We start from the raw sequence: 17,189 nt of genomic DNA, 5'->3' as shown, positions 1-17,189 counted from the left end.
ACCCCCTACCCCGGTAGCACCCCCACATTGGCTCCCCGGTATGACGCCCGGGGGGCGGCCGAAGCCGCACTCTCCATCCCGTCGGAACAGTGGACGGATGAGGGAGAGAAGGCCATGAGGCTAGGCGGCGGCAAGCGGCGGAAGGCGGACGACCGGCCGGAGGCCCCGGCCGGGACGCCGGGACCGGCCGTCGAACTGCGCGGTGTCCGGCGGCAGTACGGGCGGGGCGCGGGCACCGTGCACGCCCTCGCGGGCATCGACCTCGCCCTTCCGCGCTCCACGTTCACCGCGGTCATGGGGCCGTCCGGGTCCGGCAAGTCCACCTTCCTCCAGTGCGCGGCCGGGCTTGACCGGCCGTCGGCGGGGTCCGTGCGCCTCGGCGGCACGGAGATCACCGGCATGAGCGAGAACGAGCTGACCGAGCTGCGCCGCAGCCGGCTCGGCTTCGTCTTCCAGGCGTTCAACCTGCTGCCGTCGCTGACCGTGGAGCAGAACGTCCTGCTCCCCCTGCGCCTCGCCGGGCACCGCCCGGACCGGCGCCGCGCGGCCGCCGTACTCGCCCAGGTCGGGCTGGCCGACAAGGCACGGCGCCGCCCCGGCGAACTCTCCGGCGGCCAGCAGCAGCGCGTGGCCGTCGCCCGCGCCCTGGTCACCGCCCCCGACGTGGTCTTCGCCGACGAGCCCACCGGCGCCCTCGACACCGGCACCGCCACCGAGGTCCTCGGCCTGCTCCGGCACGCCGTGGACACCCTCGGCGCCACCGTCGTCATGGTCACCCACGACCCGGCCGCGGCCGCCTGGGCCGACCGCGTGCTCTTCCTCGCCGACGGCGTGTTCGCCGGCAGCCTGGAGCGCGGTTCGGCGGAGCGGATCGCGGCACGCATGGCGGCGCTCACCGCCCGGACGGACGTGGTGGCGGGGGTGGCGGCATGAGGAGCCTCGCCCCGAACGGCCTCGCGCGCGCGGCCGTGCGCTTCAAACCCGCCTCGTTCGCGGGCACGTTCGTCGCGCTGATGATGTCGGCGCTGATCGTCGCGGCCTGCGGCGTCCTGCTGGAGAGCGGCGTCCGCGCCTCGGTGCCGGCCGAGCGGTACGCGAACGCCCCCGTGGTCGCGGCGGCCGACCAGTCCGCGCGCCTGGTCGCCGACACCATCGACGGCCCGGAGGAGAGCGCCTTCCCGCTGCCCGACACCGCCCGCGTGGACGCGGGGCTCGCCGCGAAGGCCGCCCGGGCGCCGGGTGCCGCGGCCGCGGTGCCGGACTTCACCTTCCCGGTGCGGCAGGGTGCGGGTGACGACGGCGCCGGGCTCACCGGCCACGGCTGGGGCTCGCACGCCTTCACCGGCACCGCCCTGACCGAGGGCGCCGCACCGGGCGCGGGCGAGGTGGTGCTCGACGCCGCCGCGGCCCGTACCGCCAAGGCCGGCGTCGGCGACTCCGTCGCGCTCGAAACCGCCGCCGGACGCGACGCCTTCCGGGTCTCCGGGCTGGCCGAGGCCGGACCGGGTGACACCGCGGCGACCGGCGCGAGGGCCGGTGGCGGCGCCACCGCCTGGTTCGCCGACACCGAGGCACCCGTGCTGGCCGGACACCCCGGCAAGGCCGACGCCATCGCCGTGCTCGCCGAGGACGGCACCGGCACGGACGCCCTCGCCGCCGCCGTCGGGAAGTCCCTGGCCGGCTCCGACGCGCTGGTCCGCACCGGCGACGACCGCGGCGAGGTCGAGGACCACGGCCTGGCGTACGCCAAGGAGACCCTCACCGGACTCGGCGGCTCCTTCGGCGGCGTCGCCACCCTGGTCGCCGTCTTCACGGCGGCCGGGACCGTCGCCCTCTCCGTCGGCCAGCGCGGCCGCGAGTTCGCGCTGCTGCGCGCCGTCGGCGCCACCCCGCGGCAGATCCGCCGCGCGGTCGCCACCGAGGCACTGCTCGTCGCGCCGCTCGCCGGGCTGCTCGGCTGCCTGCCGGGGATCGCGCTGGCGAACTGGTGGTTCGGACAGCTGAAGGACCGCGGGGCGGTTCCGGAGGCGGTCGAGCTGCACGTCTCGTGGCTCCCGCCGGTCGCCGCCGTCGGCGCCGGGCTGCTCACGGCGCTCGGCGCGGGCTGGGCGGCCGGGCGCAGGCCCGCGAGGATCAAGCCGGGGCAGGCACTCGCCGAGGCCTCGGTGGAGCGGCTGCGGCCGGGCGTCGTCCGTACCGTCCTCGGGCTGGGCGCCCTGGCCGGCGCGGCCGTCCTGGCGGGCGTCGCCGCCTCCGCCGCCGGTGGCGACGCGGCCAACGCCTCCCTCGGCGTCATCATGCTCTTCATGCTGGCCGTCGCCCTGCTCGGCCCCGTGCTGGCCCGGCTGTGCGCCGCGCTCTTCGGCCTGCTGCTGCGCGGCGGCGGCGCCCCGGCCGCGCTGGCCGCCGCCAACTCCCGCACCAACGCCCGCCGGCTGGCGTCCGCGCTCACCCCGATCGTGATGGCGATGGCCTTCGCCTCGACGCTGGTCTTCATGCACACGAGCGAGAGCCGCACCGCCGAGAACCAGCTCCGCGCCGGCCTCACCGCCGACCACGTCGTCACCGACCCGGCGGGCCTGCCGGCCGACGCCGCCGACCGGGCCGCCCGCGCCCCCGGCGTCGAAGCGGCGGTGAGCCTGCTGGACACCCAGGTACTGGTCCCCGTCCGGGGCGGCGGCGAGACGTCGCTCCAGGCGACGGCGGCCCAGGGCGTCTCGGGCTCCGGCGCCGATCTCGCCGAGGTGCAGGACCTCGACGTACGCAGCGGCAGCCTGGACCGCGTGGGTGCGGGCCGGATCGCGATCGACCGGACGCTCGCCACCGCGGCGGACGTGGAGGTCGGCGACGCACTCCCGCTCCACCTCCCCGACGGCACCCGGGCCCGCCCGGAAGTCGTCGCGGTCTACGGCCGCGGCCTGGGCCTGGCGGCGGTGACCATGGACCGCGCCTCGCTGGCCGGCCACGTCACCTCGGCCTTCGACAGCACGCTGCTGGTGAGCGGCGGCGAGGCCGGGCCGCTCACCGCGCTCGGCGAGGTCACCGACGCCTCGGGCTACGCCCTCGCGCGGAACGTGGAGCGTGAACTCGGCGCCTGGGCCAACTACACGATGGCCGCCGTCCTGGGCGGCTTCGCCGCCGTCGCCGCCGTCAACACCCTGGTGATGACGGTCCTCGACCGGCGCCGCGAACTGACCGCGCTCCGCCTCGTCGGCTCCACCCGCCGCCAGGTGCTGCGCATGCTCCGCTGGGAGTCGCTGCTGGTGTCGGTGGCGGGCGTGGCGCTGGGCACCGCCATCGCCATGATCACGCTGACCCCGATGATGCGCGGCCTGACGGGCGAGTCCCCGCACGTCCCGCCGCTGCTGTACGCCACGTTCGCCGCGGTCGTGGTGACCCTCGGCCTGCTCTCCGTGACGCTCCCCGCCCGGGCGGCACTGCGCGACCGGGACGGCTGAGATCACTTGCCTGGAGCGCACTCCAAGTCGTTGGCTGGGGGCCATGGAGTACACGCAGCTGGGACGCACAGGACTCAAGGTCAGCAGGCTCGTCCTCGGGACCATGAACTTCGGTCCGCAGACCGACGAGGCCGACAGCCACGCCATCATGGACGCGGCGCTGGACGCCGGTCTGAATTTCTTCGACACCGCCAACGTGTACGGCTGGGGCGAGAACAAGGGCCGTACCGAGGAGATCATCGGCAACTGGTTCGCCAAGGGCGGCGACCGGCGCGACCGGACCGTCCTCGCCACCAAGGTGTACGGCAACATGGCCGCCGACGGCGAGGCGTGGCCCAACCACGACAAGCTGTCCGCCGTGAACATCCGCCGGGCGGTCGACGCCAGCCTCAGGCGGCTGCGGACGGACCACATCGACCTGTACCAGTTCCACCACGTCGACCGCGCGACCGGCTTCGACGAGATCTGGCAGGCGATCGACGTCCTGGTCCAGCAGGGCAAGGTGCTGTACGCGGGCTCGTCGAACTTCCCCGGGTACAAGATCGCCCAGGCCAACGAGACCGCCGCCCGGCGCGGCGGCACCATCGGCCTGGTCAGCGAGCAGTGCCTGTACAACCTGGCCGAGCGCCGGGCCGAGATGGAGGTGATCCCGGCCGCGCAGGAGTACGGCCTCGGGGTCATCCCCTGGTCGCCGCTGCACGGGGGGCTGCTCGGCGGCGTGCTCAAGAAGGAGGTGCAGGGCGGACGGCGGGCCTCCGGACGGGCCGCCGACACCCTGGCCGACCCGGCGGGCCGGGCGCGGATCCAGGCCTACGAGGACCTGCTCGACAAGCACGGCGTCGCACCCGGCGAGGCGGCGCTGGCCTGGCTGCTGACCCGGCCCGGCGTGACCGGCCCGATCGTGGGTCCGCGCACCGCCGAGCAGCTCGACTCGGCGCTGCGCGCCGTCGAGCTGGAGCTGTCGGACGAGCTGCTGGCCGGACTGGACGAGATCTTCCCGGGCCCGGGGCCGTCCCCGGAGGCGTTCGCCTGGTAGCGGGGTGAGCGGGGCGGCGGCCGGTCAGCCCAGCGCCGCCGCCACCGCCACCACCACGAGCATCAGCACGAGTACACCGGCCATGATCCGGTTACGGGTCTTCGGGTCCACGCCTGTGAGCCTAACCGGAGGCGCCGAGCGGACTGCGGCCGACCGCCTCGTAACGGGGCTGCTCCCCCGGCACGCCGGACTTCGGCAGCCGGCTGCGGACCAGGACCAGCTCCGTCACGGTCCAGGCCGGGCCGGTGAAGCCGTCCAGCGCCGCGAGGTGAGGCCGCACGTCGTGCGCCTCCCGGCTGCGGGCGACCGTCAGGTGCGGCTTGTAGCGCCGGTGCTCCCCCATCGCGACACCGGCCTTGCGCCCAGCCGACTCCGCCCGCTCGGCGAGCAGCCGCAACGTCGCGAGATCACCCTCCGCCCCCGCCCACAGAGCCCGCCCGTGCCCGAAGTGGCCGCCGCCGCGCAGCGCCAGTTCGAAGGGTTCGGTGCGGCGCGCGGCCCGCGCCAGCCGCTCCGACAGCTCCGGCACGAGTGCGTCGTCCACCTCGCCGTAGAACGCGAGCGTGAAGTGCCACCCGGGCCGCCCGGTCCACCGCAGCCCGTCCGCCCCGGGCAGCCTCCGCAGCGCGTCCACCTCGACGGCGAGGGCGGCGGTGACGTCTTCGGGGGGCAGGACGGCGGCGAAGAGTCTCATGCCGACCAGTCTCCCCCGGGGAACACGTGTACGTCCGCGCGTGTCCTGGTCACCGTGCGTATCGTTGTACCGCGCGGCTGCACTCGCGTCGGGGGCAGCCGGGGAGGAGCGCCACGATGACCGTCCTTGACGACAGGATCGAGATGGCCGAAGAGAGCGCCGAGCTGACTCTGGACGTCATGTTCGAGTGGCTCGAGAAGTTGCCCGTCCCCGAGGGATACAAGACCGAGATCGTCGGGGGGCACGTCTTCATGTCGCCGCAGCGGCACCATCACTTCGAGATCATCTTCGGTATCCTTGAACAACTGCGCGTCAAGTACACACGCAAGCAACTGGCCTCGGACGTGCGGATCGACTTCCCCGGGCGGCTGAACGGATTCGCCTGCGACGTCGCGGCCATCGCCGAACGCTCCGTCAAGGACGGCAAGGGTCACTGGCGCTATCAGGACGTCGAGTTCGTCGCCGAGGTCATCTCCAAGGACACCGCCGCCAACGACTACGGCCCCAAGAAGGCCACCTACGCCGCCGCCGGCGTCCCGGTGTACCTGATCGTCGACCCGTACACCGGCGAGTGGCACCTCCACACCCTGCCCAAGGACGGCGAGTACCACGGCTCCGTCAGCTTCGGTTTCGGCGAAGACGTCGACCTCACGGGGACCGCCGTCGGCCTCACCCTCAAGACCGACGACTTCCCCCGCGACTGAGCAGGCGCCCTACGCCGCCGGTGCCAGCTCCTCCCGCCGCTCCCGCGGCACGAACCGCACCTGCGGGTGGCCGCGGTGCCAGCCGACCGAGAGGCGCAGGTTGCCGACGCGGGCCAGGACCAGGCCGATGACGACCGCGGCGGTGGCGGCCACCGCGCCGCCCGCGGCGAAGCCGACCCGGGCGCCGTAGGTGTCGGTGACCCAGCCGACGATCGGGGCGCCGACCGGGGAACCGCCGAGGAAGACCATCATGTACAGGGCCATGACGCGGCCCCGCATGGCCGGGTCGGTGGACATCTGGATGCTGGTGTTGGCGGTGACGTTGACCGTCATGCTGAAGACGCCGATCGGGACCATGAGCAGCGCGAACAGCCACAGCCCCGGTGCCGTCGCCGCCACGATCTCCAGCGCGCCGAAGGCCACCGCCGCCGCGATCAGGACCCGCAGCCGGGCCGTGCCGCGCCGGGCGGCGAGCAGGGCGCCGGCCAGCGAGCCGACGGCCATGAGGGTGTTGAAGAGGCTGTACGCCCCGGCGCCCGCGTCGAAGACGTCGTCGGCGAAGGCGGACAGGAAGACCGGGAAGTTGAAGCCGAAGGTGCCGATGAAGCCGACCAGGGTGATGGTCCAGATCAGCTCGGGGCGCCCGGCGACGTAGTGCAGGCCCTCGCGCAGCTGCCCCTTGCCGCGCGGCGCGCGCTGGACGGCGTGCAGGTCGCGGGCGCGCATCAGCAGCAGGCAGCTGAGCGGCGCGACGAAGGAGAGGCCGTTGGCTAGGAACGCCCAGCCGGTGCCCACCCCGGTGATCATGAGGCCGGCGACGGCGGGGCCGACCAGCCGGGCGGACTGGAAATTGGCCGAGTTGAGGCTGACGGCGTTCTGGAGCTGGTCCCGGCCGACCAGCTCGGAGACGAAGGACTGCCGGGCCGGGTTGTCGACGACGGTCGCCAGGCCCATCGCGAAGGCGGCGACGTACACGTGCCAGACCTGGACGTGGCCGGTCAGGGTGAGGACGGCGAGGAAGAGCGCGGTCAGGGCCATCGCGGACTGGGTGACCAGCAGCGTGGGGCGCTTGCGCAGGCGGTCGACGAGGACGCCGCCGTAGAGGCCGAAGAGGAGCATCGGCAGGAACTGGAGGGCGGTGGTGATGCCGACGGCGGCCGAGGAGCCGGTGAGGCTGAGCACCAGCCAGTCCTGGGCGATGCGCTGCATCCAGGTGCCGATGTTGGAGACGACCTGGCCCATGAAGAACAGGCGGTAGTTCCTGACCTTCAGGGAGGCGAACATCGAGGTCCGGGCCGTGCGGGGGGTGTCGGGGGCGGTCGGGTCGTCGTGGCCGTCAGGTGCGGGGGCGGAAGCTGCTCCGGATCCCGTACTCAAAAGGGTTCGCCTCCTCGCGAGAACTGCTTACTTGTGGGCGAGCTTCTCCAGCACGGGGGCGGCGGCGCGCAGTTTCGCCCACTCGTCCTCGTCGAGTCCCTCGACCAGCGTGGCCAGGAACGCGTTCCGCTTGCGGCGGCTCTCCTCGAGCATCACCACGGCCTGCTCGGTCTGCGTCACGACCTTCTGCCGCCGGTCCTCGGGATGCGGCTCGAGACGCACCAGGCCCTTCGCCTCCAGCAGCGCCACGATGCGGGTCATCGAGGGCGGCTGGACGTGTTCCTTGCGGGCGAGTTCACCCGGGGTCGCGCTGCCGCAGAGCGACAGGGTGCCGAGCACCGACATCTCGGTGGGGCTGAGCGACTCGTCGACCCGCTGGTGCTTGAGCCGACGGGACAACCGCATCACGGCGGAGCGCAGGGAGTTCACGGCGGCGGCGTCGTCGCCATGCTTGAGGTCCGGCATGTTCCTTAGCCTAACTCATTAGTCTCGCGAAATACCACCGCACATGCGCCCGCGTGCCCGTGACGCACGCCACCGAAACCCGCGGTTCACCCGTACGAGTGAGTCGTTTCCGGAAATCGGAGCATCACCCGGCAGGCGGGGGCGACCCTCGACCGCATGGGGACCAGCGTGCTCAGCCTGCGGATGGACGGGGAGCTGCTCGAACGGCTCCGGCACCATGCGGCGAAAAGGGGAATGAGCGTCCAGGACTATGTCGTCCGGACGCTCATTCGGGATGACTTCGACGAGCGGTTCCAGTCCGCCGTGGAGGAGACGGAACGGTTCTACGGGGTCACCTGAGCCCCGCCGGTCAGGTCAGACCGAGGGCCGGCATCAGGTAGTAGAAGGCGAAGACCGCCGACACCACGTACATCGTGACCGGGACCTCGCGGCCCCGTCCGGCCGCCAGGCGCAGCACCGAGAAGGTGATGAAGCCCATGCCGATGCCGTTGGTGATCGAGTACGTGAACGGCATCATCAGCATCGTCACGAAGGCCGGGACGGCGATCGTGAAGTCCGACCAGTCGATCTCCCGGACCGACCCGGCCAGGATCAGGAAGCCGACCGCGACCAGCGCCGGGGTGGCCGCCTGCGAGGGCACCATGGTGGCGACCGGGGTGAGGAACAGCGCCAGGGCGAAGAGCCCGCCCGTGATGATGTTCGCGAAGCCGGTGCGGGCGCCCTCGCCGACGCCGGCCGTGGACTCCACGAAGCAGGTGGTGGCCGAGGCGGAGCTGGCGCCGCCCGCGGCGACCGCGATGCCGTCCACGAACAGGACCTTGTTGATGCCCGGCATCTGGCCCTCGCCGTCGGTCAGCTTGGCCTCGTCGCTGACGCCCATGATCGTGCCCATCGCGTCGAAGAAGCACGACAGCAGCACGGTGAAGACGAACAGCACGCCGGTCAGGACACCGACCTTCTCGAACCCGCCGAACAGGCTGACCTCGCCGACCAGCCCGAAGTCGGGCGTGGCGACGGGGTTGCCCGGCCACTCCGGCGTGGTCAGACCCCAGGAGGGGATGTCGGCGACGGCGTTGATGATCACCGCGACCGCGGTCATCACGACGATCGAGATCAGGATGGCGCCGGGGGTCTTGCGGACGATCAGCGCGAGGGTCAGCAGCACACCGAGGACGAAGACCAGCACCGGCCAGCCCTCCAGGTGGCCGCCGGTGCCCAGCTGGAGCGGGACGGTGGTCTGCGCGGCGTCGGGCATCCGGGTGACGAACCCGGAGTCGACCAGGCCGATCAGCATGATGAAGAGGCCGATACCGATGGCGATGGCCTTGCGCAGGCCGTAGGGGACGGCGCTCATCACGCGCTCGCGCAGGCCGGTGGCGACCAGCACCATGACGACGAACCCGGCCAGCACGACCATGCCCATGGCGTCCGGCCAGGACATCCGCGGGGCGAGCTGGAGGGCGACGACGGAGTTCACGCCGAGGCCGGCGGCCAGCGCGATCGGGACGTTGCCGATGACGCCCATCAGCAGCGTGGTGAACGCGGCCGTGAGCGCGGTCGCGGTGACCAGCTGACCGTTGTCGAGCTGGTTGCCGTACATGTCCTTCGCGCTGCCCAGGATGATCGGGTTCAGCACGATGATGTACGCCATCGCGAAGAAGGTGGCGAAGCCGCCGCGGATCTCACGGGACAGGGTGCTGCCGCGCTCCGAGATCTTGAAGTAGCGGTCGAGGCCGTTCTGCGGGGGCCGCCGGTCCTCCGGCGACTCGGGGGACGGGGGGACCTTGGCGGAGGCCGAGGTGGGCATGCGGAGACCTCATCACCAACAGCAGGTTCCCCCACGGCCTTGTCGGTGTTTCTGCGCTTGGAGTTTTCTACGAAAGAAAGTGGTCAGAGACAAACGGGTTCAGTATGAACGTATGAGCCCGGGATGGCCATCTCCGCGCGTAGACCCCGAGGACGCCGCGCCGACAACCCGTTCGCCCGCTCCTCGTAAGCTGTACGCATGAAGAAGTGGACACCCACGCGCGAGGCACCGGAGCCCCTGGAGGGCCCCGTGGTTCCGACCATCGTCGGCGGCACCGTCCTGTGGTTCGTCCTCTTCCTGGCGCAGCTGCCGTTCTACGGCTGGTTCGACGACCACGGCCACACCTGGTGGGTGTGGACCTGCCTGGCCGGAGCCGGGCTCGGCCTGATCGGCATCTGGTACGTCCGGGGCCGCGAGGCCGCCCTGCGGCGGGCGGCGCGGGACGACGCGTAGCACCGGGGCATCACCGGGCTGACGGCGGGCGCGGCGGTGCGGCCGGCCGGACCGTTCCCCGCGCCCTCGCGGAGCGCCCGCCGCACCCCCGCCCGCTGTCCGGCACCGTCAGTCGAACCAGCGGTCCCTGGCCAGCTCCTCCGTGCGGGACTCGTCCTCCAGCAGGGCCGCGACCTCGAACCGCCGCGGCCACTGCCCCGCCGCCCACGCCAGGCCCGCGGCGACCCCCTCCAGCGTCGCCGCGTGCAACGCCCCGTCGTCGGTCAGCCGCCAGTCGATCTCCACACCGTCGACGACCAGTTCCCCGTGCTCCACGTACGACGCCGGGGTCCGCGCCCCGAGCAGCACCCGCACCGGCTCCGGCACGTCGTGCTCGGTGCCCTCGGAGTCCACGTGCCCGGTGACGGACTCGCTCAGCCGCCGCACCTGGAACAGCTCCGCCAGCTCGGCGGCCCGGGCGGGCCGTACCGGCAGCAGCGGCACACCCGAGGTGAAGGGCAGCAGGTCCGGCGAGTCGACCACGACCGCGTCTGCGGCGTCCACCACGCGCACCTCGCCGTCGACCACGGCCCGCACGTCGTCCGGCAGGGTGACCTGCTCCGGGTCCAGTTCGGCCAGCGCGCCGTACAGGGCGTGCAGTTGAGCGGCCGTGACCGGGCGGCCGGGGTCGGCGAGGCGGTCGAGGAGTTCGGCCGCGCCGCCGGGCTCGTCGAGGAGGGCTGCGACCGAGGTGCGTACGCCCAGCGCCCGCAGCACCTGCTCGTCCTCGAAACCGGAGGCGTCGGCCTCGTCGTACAGGCCCCGCAGCAGCGGGTCGGAGCCCGCCGCGCGCAGTCCGGCCGGGCGCCGTCCGCCGAGCACCGGGTGCCCGCGCAGCCACCACGCGGTGTACGGCCGTACGACCTCGTGGGTGCCGTCGGGCAGCAGCACGCGGACCGGCTGGACGAGCGCGTCACGCAGGGGCGGCCGGGACAGCAGGGCGAGGGCCTCGGGCCACCGGTCGTCGTCCACCAGGTCCAGGTCGCGCACGGCGACGATCTCGGTGGCGACCGGCGGCACGGGGGTGTCCGGGAAGCGGTCCAGGACGTCCTCGCTCCACACGTCCACGGCGTCCAGCAGCCCGGCGTCGTCGGGTTCGGCGAAGTCCCCCTCGCGGGGCTCCAGTTCGTCCGGGTCGAGGACGACGTCGGTGGCGCGGACGAGGGCGAAGGTGACGAGCACACCGCAGGCGGCCAGCGCGTCCTCGCCCCACTTCTCGGCCAGCTCCGCGTCCACGGCGGCGACCTCGTCCTCGCGCATGACCCTCGCGAACGGGCCGCCGGGGAAGACGAGTTCGCCCGCCGGGGAGAGTTCGCCGTCCTCGTCGGGCAGGGCGAGAGCACCGAGCCAGGGCTCGTCCCCGGCGTCGAGTCCGGCGTCGCGGACCAGGCCGAGGACGGTGTCGGCCAGTTCCTCCGCGTCGAGGGCGTCCTCCTCCCAGTTCGCGCCGCCGTCGTCCTCCAGCGAGGCCGCCACGGCGGCCCGGACCTGCGGGGTGGTGAGCACGGCACGCGGGGTGGCCGGGAGGGCGCCGAGCTTCTCCAGGAGCGGATGGGCGGCGTCCGGATGGGCGATCTTCAGGCCGAGGCGGGTGAGCACCTCCGGGTCCAGGGAGGCGGCCTCCGGGGACGGCAGCAGCACCTGCCGGGGCCCGATGGTGGTCCGCACCGCTCCCGTCCCGAAGCCCTGGGAAGCGCCCCCGGCCAGCGGTACCGGCAGCCCCGAGAGCCGGTCGGGATCGACGCCGGCGAGGCTGTCGTAGAGCCGGTGCCACCAGCCCGGGTCCTTCTCCAGGCCGGCCAGCCGGTCGATCGCGTCGGTCAGCGGCACCCGGGCGACGCCCAGCGTGCGCAGTTCCACCCGGCGTTCGAGCCCGGCGGGCAGCAGGGTCGGCAGCACCTCGGCGAGGACCCGCACGGTGTCGGCGCCGGCGCCCTCCACCACCTCGGCGTCGCGCGGGCGCAGGGACTCGGGCAGGTCGGGATCGTCGCCGGGTGCCGTGGCGGGCGGGAGGAAGGCGGTGCGCGGCAGCCGTTCGAGGATCGCCTGGCGCAGCGCGCCGTCCAGCTCCCCCTTGCCCAGCGGGCCGGGCACGAGGTCGATGAGACCGGCGGTGACCGGGCGCCAGTCGGCGAGCAGTCCGGCGTAGGCGTCGGCGGCCCGCTCGGTCAGGAAGCCGGTCAGCGGGCCGGGCGCGGCGTGCCGGCGGGTGGAGTCCAGCGGGAAGGAGGCGATGAGCAGGGCGGGCACGCCGAGCGGCTCGTCGCTGGGGGTGGGCGCGTGCACCACGGGGCTGGTGCGGGGGCGCGCCGGGGCGCCGTCCGCGTCGACCGGCACCGCCCAGGTCACGGACCAGTGCGGGCGCAGCCGCTCCTCGACCGGCCGGTCGGCGAGCAGGTCGGGGGTGAGCGGGCCGTGCGCGGCGGCGGTGCGCCAGCGGGTGGTGCCCTCCCGGGAGTCCTCGACCACGGTGAGGGCGCCCTCCGTGCGGCGGGAGAGCGTGCGGACGTCGTCCGCGACCTCGACCACGACCTCCGCCAGGCCCGGCAGGGCGAGCAGCAGGGCGTCGTCCACGCCGTGCAGGAGCCGTTCGGCGAGGTCGGCGGCGGCCGTGTCGCGCAGCGGGAGGATGACGGCCGTGTCGTACGGGCCGGGGGCGCTGCCCTCGGCGGAGAACGGCAGCCGCAGCAGCGGAACGTGCCCGTCGCGCCGCCGGATCTCGTCGCCCAGGCCGGGGCTGTGCGCGGCGGTGTCGGCGGCCAGGTCGCGGGCCTCGGCCAGGGACCAGCGGACCCCGCCGTGCCGGCTGACGACGGCGGGCTCGTCGGTGACGGCCAGCACGGCGGCGAAGCCGACCCCGAACCGGCCGACGGCGCTGTCCCCGGCGTCCCGCTTGGCGGAGGCGCGCAGCGTGGACAGCGACTCGACGCCGGTCTCGTCCAGCGGGGCACCGGTGTTGGCGGCGACCAGCACGCCGTCGCGCAGGGTCAGCCGGAGCCGCCCCGGCGCGCCGGACCGGGCGGCGGCGTCGGCGGCGTTCTGCGCCAGCTCGACGACCAGCCGGTCGCGGTAGCCGCCGAGGACGAGGTCCTCCTCCGCGTTGGCGTCCTCACGGAACCGGGCCGGGCTCGTCGCCCAGGCGTCCAGCACCCCGCGCCGAAGACGTCCCGTACCGAACGGATCGGCCCCCTCGGCGGCAGGCTGCACGAACATGCTCACGGTGACTCTCCTCATCGACGGACCACGAAGGTACCGCGAGGAGACTTCCTCACCGGCCCGGGATTCCTCCGGCCCGTCCGGCGTCGTCCGGCGCGGGCGGCATCATCCGGCGCGGGCGGCATCATCCGGCGCGGGCGCCGTCATGCGGCCGAGGGGCACCATCCAGCCTGGCCGCATCATTTCAGCCCGTCCGGCGTTTGAGGACGAGGCCGTCAAGGCCGATGGGGGGTCCGGGGGCGCAGCCCCCGGGGACAGCCCGGGGACGCGAGCCACGACGGACCCGCACCGACCCACCCGCCGAGGCGACCTACGAATGCCCCAGCTCCGCCGAAGCCTCGTCCTCCGCCAGGGAGACGGACCCCGAGTCCGGCGCCGGCCGCAGCGGGAACGGATCCACCCGCGTCTCGTCGATCACCGGCGGAGCCACCCGCGGCGGCTTCGGCATGACCGCCGCCTCGGAGTGCCCCCCGCACCCGTAGGCCAGCGACACCACGTGCCCGTCCGCCGGGGAGAACTCGTTGGCGCACACCCCGAAGGCCTGCCCGAGCGAGCCGCCGATCCGGGCCAGGAAGCCGCAGCTGACGCAGGACGCGGGGGCCGCCTGGGCCATCGCCGTCTTCGGGCCGTAGCCGTCCTCCCAGCGGTCGGCGGCGACGTGCAGCCCGTACCGGGACAGGACCCGCGTGCGGCGCAGGCCCAGTTCCTCGGCGACCGCCGAGATGGTGCCGCGGGCCGGCACGGTGGTCAGCTCGGCGGGCGGCCCGGCGGTCACCTCCGCGTCCTCGGCCTCGACCAGGTCGGCCATCTCGTGGGAGACGACGGAGTTCGGCGGCGGCTCGTCCTCGCCGCTCCAGCCGGGCTCCAGACGCAGGTCCTCCGCGTCGGTGGGCAGCAGGTCGCCGGGGCCCATGTCGCCGGGCCGCAGCCGCTCGCTCCACGGCACCCACTCGGGGGCGAGCAGCGCATCGGGGCCGGGCAGCAGCACCGCCTCGTCCACCGTGACGATCTTGGCGCGGGAGGCGCGGGCGACGGTCACGGCCCAGCGCCAGCCGCGGTAGCCCATCTCCTTGCAGGCGAAGTAGTGGGTGACGACCCGGTCGCCCTCCGACACCAGGCCCTCGTGTTCGCCGACGACGCCGGGGGCGGCGGCCTCCTCGGCTGCGGCGCGGGCGAGGTCGAGGGCCTCGGCGCACAGGCGGTCAGGGGTGCGGCTTCGCGTTGTCGCTGCGCTCACAGGTATCGCTTCTCTCCATACGCCGTCTCACGAGTGCGCCGCTGCCTGCGAGGGGCGGACGGAGCGGACCTGTGGACCGCGTCGACGTCCGCGCCCGATCGCGCTCGGGCACACCTACGTCATCCATTCTGCGGGATGGCCGTCAGGCGCGCGGCCGAGAACGTTCGCCACGGCGCGTTAGGCACGCTACCTGCTCATGTGCGCTGGGCCTACACCGACGGGAGTTTCGGCGGGGTACGGTCCGCTCCTCCCGCCCGGCCCGGCGTCCGTGTCACCCGACTCGATCACCGCCATCCGTGCCGATGGGACGCTACAGCCCCCGCTCTCGGGGCACTATGACGGGGTGGCAGCCGCACGGACGGAGTTCAAGGGCGGGGGCCGGAGGCGTGGCCCCGGCCCGCGGTTCCGCGCGCTCGGCCGCGCCCTTCGCCTTCCGGTGACCGGGACCGCGCGCGGTATCCGGAAAGCGACGCACGCGCACGGGGCCGGCGAGTCGGGCCTCGGCAAACTGATCGAGCTGCACGGGGTGAACGGCGCCGGGGACGTCATGATCACCGTCGCCCTCGCCTCCACCGTCTTCTTCTCCGTCCCCACCGACGAGGCCCGCGGCCGGGTGGCGCTGTACCTGGCCATCACGATGGCGCCGTTCACGCTGCTCGCCCCGGTGATCGGCCCGCTCCTGGACCGGGTGCCGCACGGTCGCCGCGCGGCGATGGCGTGCGCGATGGCCGCGCGGGCGCTGCTCGCGCTGGTGCTGTCGGGGGCGGTCATCACCGGCAGCATCGAGATGTACCCGGCCGCGCTCGGCGTGCTGGTCGCCTCGAAGGCGTACGGCGTGGTCAGAAGCGCGGTGGTGCCACGGCTGCTGCCACCCCAATTCTCCCTGGTCAAGGCGAACTCACGGGTCACGCTGTGCGGGCTGCTCGCCACCGGTGTGGCCGCGCCGATCGGGGCGGGGCTCCAGCAGGTCGGGCCGCGCTGGCCGCTGTACGGCGCGTTCGTGATCTTCGTGGCGGGCACCGTGCTGTCCTTCACGCTGCCGCACACGGTGGACTCGGCGCGCGGCGAGGCCCGGGCACTGCTCGCCGCCGACGAGGACCACCTGCACGGTCCGCTGCGGGGGCGGAGCAAGCGGCCGGGGCTGCGCACGGTCGGCCCGGCGGTGACGCACGCGCTGGCCGCCAACGCCGCCATCCGCTGCCTGACCGGCTTCCTGATCTTCTTCCTGGCCTTCCTGCTGCGGGTGCACCCGCTGTCCGGGCAGAGCGCGGCCGTGTCCCTGGGGATCGTGGGCGTCGCGGCCGGCGCGGGCAACGCGCTGGGCACGGCGGTCGGGGCGTGGCTGCGGTCCCGGGCGCCGGAGATCATCATCGTGACGGTGGTGGCGACCGTGCTGGGCGCGGCGGTCACGGCCGCGGTGTTCTTCAGCGCCGTCCTGGTGGCGTGTCTGGCGGCGGTCGCGGGCTTCGCGCAGGCGCTGGCCAAGCTGTCCCTGGACGCGCTGATCCAGCGGGACGTGCCGGAACTCGTCCGCACCTCGGCGTTCGCCCGCTCGGAGACGCTGCTCCAGGTCTCCTGGGTGCTCGGCGGCGCGGTCGGCATCGTGCTGCCCCTCAACGGCACGCTGGGCCTGTCGGTGGGCGCCGCGATCATCGCCGCCGGGTGGCTGACGACCGTACGGGGTCTGGTCGGCTCGGCGCGGCACGGCGGGCCGAGCCGACCCAGGGTGGCGTGATCACGCCACGCCGTACCCAGGTGGGGGACGGGCCGCGGGCGCCAGATAGCCTTCGCCCATGACCACGTTGCTCCGCGGCACTGCCGCCCTCGGACACGGCGCTGTGCGGCGCCGCCGCGCCGTCGCCGCCGCCGGCGCGGTATCCGCCGGACTGCTCCTGCTGTCCGCCTGTGACAAGCCCACGCCCATGGCCACGGTCACGGTCGGCAGTGACTCGGTCAGCTCCGAGGCCGCCTGCGGCGGGCACGGCAAGACCCTGGAGACCGCCGAGATCCAGAAGTGCCTGCAGGACGACGACGTCAAGTCCATCTCGGTCAACGCCGACGACACGGTCCGCTTCGGCGTCGACCCGGACGTCGCCGACGAGCGCTGGACGATCCTGATGAACGGTCAGCAGCTGACCGACGACACGGACAACACCTACCGGACGGTCCCGGGCAGCGTGTTCTTCAACGCCCAGTACGGCGCCCAGGGCGACTCCACGCTGGTCACCATCAAGGCCGGCGACGGCAAGGACGACAGCGAGGCGGCCACCGGTCTGTGGTCCTTCAAGCTGAAGAAGGACGACTGACCACGTCCCCCACGCGCGTTCTCGTGGCCACCGCCGTCCCCGCCGAACGGGACGCGGTGGCACGGGCGTTCCCGGAGCCGCCCGCCGAGCTGTCCCGTCCCGGGGTGGCCCTGCACCGCCTCCCGGACGGCGGCCCGGACCTGCTGGCCGCCGGCGTCGGCCCCGCCCTCGCCGCCGCCTCCACCGCCGCCGCCCTGACCGCCGCGGCGCTCGACGGCGCCCCCTACGGCCTGGTCGTCTCGGCCGGCATCGGCGGCGGCTTCCCGCCCCACGCACCGGTCGGCTCGCTCGTCGTCGCCGACGCGATCACCGCCGCCGACCTGGGCGCCGAGACCGCCGACGGCTTCCTGCCGGTCACCGACCTCGGCTTCGGCACCGTCACCCACCACCCGCCGCC

14 protein-coding genes and 1 pseudogene are annotated in these 17,189 nt (G+C 73.9%); 9 read left to right on the top strand and 6 right to left on the bottom strand.

The features are described 5' to 3' along the window. Nucleotides 1-114 precede the first annotated feature (114 nt). The 3 genes from DMH12_RS28575 to DMH12_RS28565 are packed head-to-tail and all read left to right on the top strand — an operon-like array spanning nucleotide 115 to nucleotide 4,494. Entirely contained in the window at nucleotides 115-933 is an 819-nt protein-coding gene (locus DMH12_RS28575; RefSeq protein ID WP_125494329.1) for an ABC transporter ATP-binding protein, read from the top strand. Continuing rightward, entirely contained in the window at nucleotides 930-3,458 is a 2,529-nt protein-coding gene (locus DMH12_RS28570; protein ID WP_125494328.1) for an FtsX-like permease family protein, read from the top strand. The genes DMH12_RS28575 and DMH12_RS28570 overlap by 4 nt, the downstream gene beginning before the upstream one ends. Before the next feature lie 43 nt (nucleotides 3,459-3,501). Next, the gene (locus DMH12_RS28565; protein WP_125494327.1) at nucleotides 3,502-4,494 is read left to right on the top strand and encodes an aldo/keto reductase; all 993 of its coding nucleotides are present in this window, start codon (nucleotides 3,502-3,504) and stop codon (nucleotides 4,492-4,494) included. 121 nt (nucleotides 4,495-4,615) lie between these two features. Here the strand turns inward: DMH12_RS28565 and thpR are convergent, their stop codons facing one another. After that, nucleotides 4,616-5,188: an RNA 2',3'-cyclic phosphodiesterase gene (gene thpR / locus DMH12_RS28560; RefSeq protein WP_125494326.1), complete on the bottom strand. Its 573-nt coding sequence runs from the start codon at nucleotides 5,186-5,188 to the stop codon at nucleotides 4,616-4,618. 116 nt (nucleotides 5,189-5,304) lie between these two features. Here thpR and DMH12_RS28555 point away from each other — a divergent pair, with 116 nt between their 5' ends. Then, complete coding sequence (locus tag DMH12_RS28555) at nucleotides 5,305-5,892, top strand: Uma2 family endonuclease (protein ID WP_125494325.1); 588 nt, start codon at nucleotides 5,305-5,307, stop codon at nucleotides 5,890-5,892. A gap of 9 nt (nucleotides 5,893-5,901) precedes the next feature. Here the strand turns inward: DMH12_RS28555 and DMH12_RS28550 are convergent, their stop codons facing one another. After that, nucleotides 5,902-7,269: an MFS transporter gene (locus DMH12_RS28550; protein WP_125494324.1), complete on the bottom strand. Its 1,368-nt coding sequence runs from the start codon at nucleotides 7,267-7,269 to the stop codon at nucleotides 5,902-5,904. 27 nt (nucleotides 7,270-7,296) lie between these two features. Then, nucleotides 7,297-7,734 (bottom strand): MarR family winged helix-turn-helix transcriptional regulator, encoded by a 438-nt coding sequence (locus DMH12_RS28545; protein ID WP_114527826.1) that lies wholly within the window; start codon nucleotides 7,732-7,734, stop codon nucleotides 7,297-7,299. 156 nt (nucleotides 7,735-7,890) lie between these two features. Here DMH12_RS28545 and DMH12_RS28540 point away from each other — a divergent pair, with 156 nt between their 5' ends. Continuing rightward, nucleotides 7,891-8,073: a ribbon-helix-helix protein, CopG family gene (locus DMH12_RS28540; RefSeq protein ID WP_064728497.1), complete on the top strand. Its 183-nt coding sequence runs from the start codon at nucleotides 7,891-7,893 to the stop codon at nucleotides 8,071-8,073. A 10-nt stretch (nucleotides 8,074-8,083) separates the two neighbouring features. Here DMH12_RS28540 and DMH12_RS28535 read toward each other — a convergent pair whose 3' ends face one another. Further along, nucleotides 8,084-9,541 (bottom strand): NCS2 family permease, encoded by a 1,458-nt coding sequence (locus DMH12_RS28535; protein ID WP_125494323.1) that lies wholly within the window; start codon nucleotides 9,539-9,541, stop codon nucleotides 8,084-8,086. A 198-nt stretch (nucleotides 9,542-9,739) separates the two neighbouring features. Between DMH12_RS28535 and DMH12_RS28530 the strand changes: the two genes are divergently transcribed. Next, entirely contained in the window at nucleotides 9,740-9,994 is a 255-nt protein-coding gene (locus DMH12_RS28530; RefSeq protein WP_125494322.1) for a DUF2530 domain-containing protein, read from the top strand. A 108-nt stretch (nucleotides 9,995-10,102) separates the two neighbouring features. Here the strand turns inward: DMH12_RS28530 and DMH12_RS28525 are convergent, their stop codons facing one another. Both DMH12_RS28525 and DMH12_RS28520 read right to left on the bottom strand, forming a co-directional pair. Further along, nucleotides 10,103-13,252 carry a sacsin N-terminal ATP-binding-like domain-containing protein gene (locus DMH12_RS28525; RefSeq protein WP_125494321.1) on the bottom strand — a complete coding sequence of 1,050 codons (3,150 nt, stop codon included), beginning with the start codon at nucleotides 13,250-13,252 and terminating at the stop codon, nucleotides 10,103-10,105. 307 nt (nucleotides 13,253-13,559) lie between these two features. After that, on the bottom strand, nucleotides 13,560-14,486 hold the full coding sequence (locus DMH12_RS28520) for a DUF3027 domain-containing protein (RefSeq protein ID WP_125494320.1): 927 nt from the start codon (nucleotides 14,484-14,486) through the stop codon (nucleotides 13,560-13,562). 343 nt (nucleotides 14,487-14,829) lie between these two features. Here DMH12_RS28520 and DMH12_RS28515 point away from each other — a divergent pair, with 343 nt between their 5' ends. The 3 genes and pseudogenes from DMH12_RS28515 to DMH12_RS28505 form a co-directional block, all read left to right on the top strand. Then, nucleotides 14,830-16,221: an MFS transporter gene (locus DMH12_RS28515; protein WP_125494319.1), complete on the top strand. Its 1,392-nt coding sequence runs from the start codon at nucleotides 14,830-14,832 to the stop codon at nucleotides 16,219-16,221. Nucleotides 16,222-16,279: 58 nt separating this feature from the next. Beyond that, nucleotides 16,280-16,792: a DUF2771 domain-containing protein gene (locus DMH12_RS28510; RefSeq protein ID WP_185832600.1), complete on the top strand. Its 513-nt coding sequence runs from the start codon at nucleotides 16,280-16,282 to the stop codon at nucleotides 16,790-16,792. Nucleotides 16,793-16,815: 23 nt separating this feature from the next. Continuing rightward, nucleotides 16,816-17,189 (top strand): annotated as a pseudogene (locus tag DMH12_RS28505) (futalosine hydrolase); the annotation flags it as partial.

The organism is Streptomyces sp. WAC 04229 (assembly GCF_003947455.1).
Classification (GTDB): Bacteria; Actinomycetota; Actinomycetes; order Streptomycetales; family Streptomycetaceae; genus Streptomyces.
This window is presented reverse-complemented; position numbering and strand designations above follow the sequence as displayed.